The 4,566-nt window shown below is 61.3% G+C and carries 4 protein-coding genes; 2 read left to right on the forward strand and 2 right to left on the reverse strand.

The window, feature by feature from the left end:
- Window positions 1-37 precede the first annotated feature (37 nt).
- Window positions 38-1,543, reverse strand: coding sequence for a carboxylesterase/lipase family protein (locus tag HMPREF9538_RS16200; RefSeq protein WP_009484804.1), 1,506 nt, complete (start codon window positions 1,541-1,543; stop codon window positions 38-40).
- A 41-nt stretch (window positions 1,544-1,584) separates the two neighbouring features.
- Window positions 1,585-2,928, reverse strand: coding sequence for a VOC family protein (locus HMPREF9538_RS16195; protein ID WP_002907549.1), 1,344 nt, complete (start codon window positions 2,926-2,928; stop codon window positions 1,585-1,587).
- Between the two features lie 239 nt (window positions 2,929-3,167).
- On the opposite strand from HMPREF9538_RS16195, the gene pcaH reads away from it, so the two are divergent.
- Together pcaH and pcaG are read left to right on the forward strand one after the other, a co-directional pair.
- Window positions 3,168-3,908, forward strand: a complete 741-nt coding sequence (gene pcaH / locus HMPREF9538_RS16190) for a protocatechuate 3,4-dioxygenase subunit beta (RefSeq protein WP_002907552.1) — start codon at window positions 3,168-3,170, stop codon at window positions 3,906-3,908.
- Window positions 3,905-4,525, forward strand: coding sequence for a protocatechuate 3,4-dioxygenase subunit alpha (gene pcaG, locus HMPREF9538_RS16185; RefSeq protein WP_002907554.1), 621 nt, complete (start codon window positions 3,905-3,907; stop codon window positions 4,523-4,525). Before pcaH ends, pcaG begins: the two co-directional genes overlap by 4 nt.
- Window positions 4,526-4,566: the final 41 nt, after the last annotated feature.

Genomic DNA, 4,566 nt, shown 5'->3' on the forward strand with positions numbered 1-4,566 from the left:
GCCACCGGTCGGTGGCGACAGTTGCGCATTATGGGATTTATTCCAGCGTCACGTGATGCTTCATCACCCGGCGAAACAGCGCCAGTCTGGCGCGCATAAAGCGGTTCTCCACTTTAAACCCGGCGCGCTTATGCAAGCCAATGCGCAACAGGCGATCCCGCCCGCGCAGGCACGCCGGCCAGCGCACCGCGCCGGAAAGCGTCTGCTCGCCGCTGGCGAGGCGGGCAAACTGCGTCCAGTAGTCAGCGACCTGAGCGGCGAAGGCCAGATCCGCTTCGCTGGCGTACTGCCGCACCGGGTCGGTCAACCGCAGGTTATCAAACACGTAGGGCACCTCGTTGCCATGCCAGGCCCCATGCGGGTAGGCGTCATGCTCCGCTTCCGCGACATAATCAAACCAGTAGCGCCAGCACGGCTGCCCCACGCGCTGTTGCGCCTGCATCACTACATAACCAAGGGTGGTGAAGGCCATGTCGCGGCATACTTCCCGCCCCAGCGCTTCATCGCCCTTCACGCCGGGATAGAGGAGTTTGATCAGCCCCAGCCCCAGACGGCGCTCACGGCGCAGCTTCTGGATCTGCCCGGCAATATCGACGCCGAACACGGCCATCACGCTGGCTTCATCGCTATTGGAGCCGATCATCACCGGTATCGGATGCTGGCGGCCGGCAAAGAAGGTCTCCAGCATCGGCTGCGGCAGCACCGCGTCTCCGACAATAGGCGCTGGCCCGGTATTCAGAGGCGCGGTGAGCGACCAGAAGGCCTCCGCCGGGATCGCCCGCAATTCCTCAGCGCTGGCTTGCGGTAAGGCGAAGTGTTCCGCCAGCTGGCGCCCTTTTTCCAGCGCTTTTTCCCGCGGCAGATCGGGTAGCGTATACCCGCTCTGAATAATCGCTTTATGAAACAGCCCTTTCGCTTTCGGGGAGGCCATTAGCGACAGCACGCTGCGCGCCCCGGCGGATTCGCCAAACAGCGTGACGTTGGCGGCATCCCCGCCGAAGGCGTGGATATTCTCCTGAACCCACTGCAGAGCGGCAATCTGATCGAGCAACGCGAAATTATAGAGACGTTCGCCCGCCTCTTCTTCCAGCGCCGGATGGGCGAAAAAGCCTAGATGGCCCAGCCGGTAGTTAACTGTCACCACCACCACGTCGCGGCTGGCAAGCGCTTTGCCATCGTAAGGCGGCAGGCTGCCGGCGCCGATGGTAAACCCGCCGCCGTGCAGCCAGACCATCACCGGCAGCGGCTGCGCTGCGCTGGCCGGGGCCCAGACGTTGAGATATAAGCAGTCTTCGCTGAAGGCGCCAGGATCGCCGCCGCCGAGCTCGCGGCAGTAGTCAATGTCCTGCCAGCTGGCGGCGGAAAAGGTCTCGGCTGGACGTACCCCCTGCCAGCGGGCGGCTGGCTGCGGCGCGCGCCAGCGCAGCGGGCCCACGGGCGGCGCGGCGTACGGAATGCCGCGCCAGATATGAATCCCCTGTTCTGCGCTCCCGGCCAGCGTTCCCTGACGGGTTTTCGCCAACGGTTTCGACGGATGTTGCATAACCTGCTCCCTGTAAGGCTGATGCCAGCAGGGTACTGATTTTACAGCAGACCGCAACGTCGTTTGCTGCGCTCCTCCGCCTGTCGGTATAGTTCAAACTCATCCTGCACCGGGCAGCCCAGAGCTGCCTCAAACGCCTCGCGACTGGCGTTCCCGTGGCTGCGCGCCTGGGTCTCGTTGCCCAGATTGGACTGAAAAATGCCCGCCGCGCTGACCGGTAAAAAGTCTTCATAAATAATCGGCTGGGCGACCACCCACCCGCGCTCAATCAGCGGCTGCGGATCGTCGCCCGGGCGAAACGCCTGGCGATGTGCCTCACCCGTGGGCGTCAGGCGGTAGCGAAACCAGGCCAGCCCCTGCTGACGGAGCAGAAATTCGCTGTCGGGAAATTCGCTAAACACCTCCTGTAGATGCTGCTGGTGGCTGAGATTATCTTTCCCGGTTCCTGCCGCCTGCAGCAGCCGATCGTATAGCGCGCGCCCTTTCGGCGTCAGCGCCACGCCCCGCTGCTCAATTTCGCCAAAGCGGGCGCTATGGGTGCCTCGGTGTTCTCCGGCGAACATCACCGGCTCCTCAAGCGCCTTAAAGCTGGTCTGCCGCAGGAGGATCGGGACCTCCCGGCGCGGTGGCCCTTCAATCAACGCTTTGGGTTCAATACCGCACTCCGGCATCAGGGACTGGACGCGGTCAATATCCAGCGTCCGCGGCGTGAGATGGTTGATATGACAGCCCGGGAAACAGACCACATCGGCAATCAGGCGGTGCTCGCGATGCAGAGCATGGTAAGTCTCCTCATCGACGGTGGCTTGCCGGTGCCAGCGGAACGTCTCCAGCGCCTCCTGGACAAACTCGCGCGCGTCGGCAGAGGTAAATTCGCCCTCTGCTTCATACTGCGCAATCAGCGCCAGGCAGCGGGGGGTGAAGATTTTGCGCCGCGCGAGGATCGCCTCGGCCCGCTCGCGCAGGGCGCGATTTTCAATCAGCTCCAGGCGCAGCAGCGAGGTGAAAATCCGAAATGGATTGCGCGCCAGCGCGGCATCGTCGATGGGACGAAACGCCGTGGAGTGGACCGGCACGCCGGCCTGCGAGAGATCGTAATAGCTAACGGGATACATCCCCATGATGGCAAACATGCGACGGAGCGTCGCCAGTTCTTCCGCTGTGCCCACGCGAATCGCGCCGTGGCGCTCCACGTTTAAGCGCGCCAGCTCGTCAGCGTTAGCGAGCTGTTCATGCAGCTGCGGATTATTTTCCAGTACCGCCAGGTTGACGTCAGCCACCAGCTCCAGCAGCGTTCCGTACTGCGGAACTTCCTGCTGGTACATGGCCGACATGGCCTGCGAAAAGTGCTCCCGAATCTCATCAGCCGTGATGGTGTTCGCCATGATGTGTTACCTCCAGTGAATACTTCCTGGAGTGTAGGAAAGCTGCCTCGCGGCGGGGGGAAGAATTTACAAACTGTGATGGCGATAACCTGCCGCCGGCCCAGGTCATTGCGCAAAACATAACCCATAGTTATGAAAAACACCCGGTAATTTCACTTTAAATTAACAATGCATTTACACACACTGCTTCTGGCGACATTACAACAATATGCCCCTCTACCGTCTACACGGAGTACCCTATGAACGACAAATGGTCCCCACGTGAGGTTGTCCATCGCGATTACAGTAGCCACCCGCCCGCTTACGCGCCGGGCTATAAAACCAGCGTCCTGCGCTCGCCAAAAAACGCCCTCATCTCTCTGCAGAACTCGCTGTCAGAGATCACCGGCCCGGTATTTAGCCGCGACGACCTGGGCCCTCTGGATAATGACCTAATCCTGAACTATGCCAAAGAAGGCCTGCCGATCGGCGAGCGGATCATCGTCCACGGTTACGTGCGCGATGGATTCGGCCGACCGATGAAAAATACGCTGGTGGAAGTCTGGCAAGCCAATGCTGGCGGTCGCTACCGGCATAAAAAAGATCAGTATCTGGCGCCGATTGACCCGAACTTTGGCGGCTGCGGCCGGGTGCTTACCGATGAAAACGGCTATTACTGTTTTCGCACCATCAAACCCGGCCCCTACCCCTGGCGCAACCAGGCCAGCGACTGGCGTCCGGCGCATATCCATTTTTCTCTCTCGGGCGACGCCTGGGCCCAGCGCCTGATCACCCAGATGTATTTTGAAGGCGACCCGCTGATTAAGCAGTGCCCGATCGTCAGGACTATTAATAATGACGACGCCGTGCGCACGCTGATCGCCGAGCTGGACATGCACGCCGCCGTACCGCTGGATTGTCTGGCCTACCGCTTCGACCTTGTTCTGCGCGGCCACCGCGCCACGCTGTTTGAAAATCGCACTCAGGGGGCCGCCCGATGAAAGAGTATCTGCCTGAAACCGCCTCGCAGACGGCGGGACCCTATGTTCATATCGGCCTGGCGCCGGACGCCGCAGGCTTTCATATTTTTGAGAAAAATTTTGGCCCGGTCCTCACTACCGCTGATACCGCCGGGGAGCGCATCACCATTGAAGGCCGGGTTATCGACGGCTCCGGGACGCCGGTCCGCGATGTGCTGCTGGAGATCTGGCAGGCCAACGCCGCGGGTCGCTATAACCATCCTGACGATCGTCAACAGCAGAAAGCCGTCGACCCGGCCTTCCGCGGCTGGGGGCGTACCTGCTCTGATTTCACCTCCGGCATTTGGCGCTTTGAAACCATCAAGCCGGGCCCGGTGGCCGGTCGCGATGGCCGGCTGATGGCGCCGCACGTCAACCTGTGGGTGGTGGCGCGGGGGATCAATATTGGCCTGAATACGCGGATGTACTTTGCCGATGAACACGAGGCTAACGCCAGCGACCCGGTGCTGAATCTCATCGAGTGGGAGGTGAGGCGCAAAACCTTAATCGCCGAGCGCGAGGTTCGCGGTACGGAAGTGGTCTATCGTTTTGACATTCATCTGCAGGGCGAGAACGAAACCGTCTTTTTCGATATTTAGCCGTCGCGGTGACCACCACCTTCGCCCCGTTTCTGCGGGGC

Origin of the sequence: Klebsiella sp. MS 92-3 (assembly GCF_000195655.1) — a bacterium.
In the GTDB taxonomy this organism is placed as follows: domain Bacteria; phylum Pseudomonadota; class Gammaproteobacteria; order Enterobacterales; family Enterobacteriaceae; genus Klebsiella; species Klebsiella pneumoniae.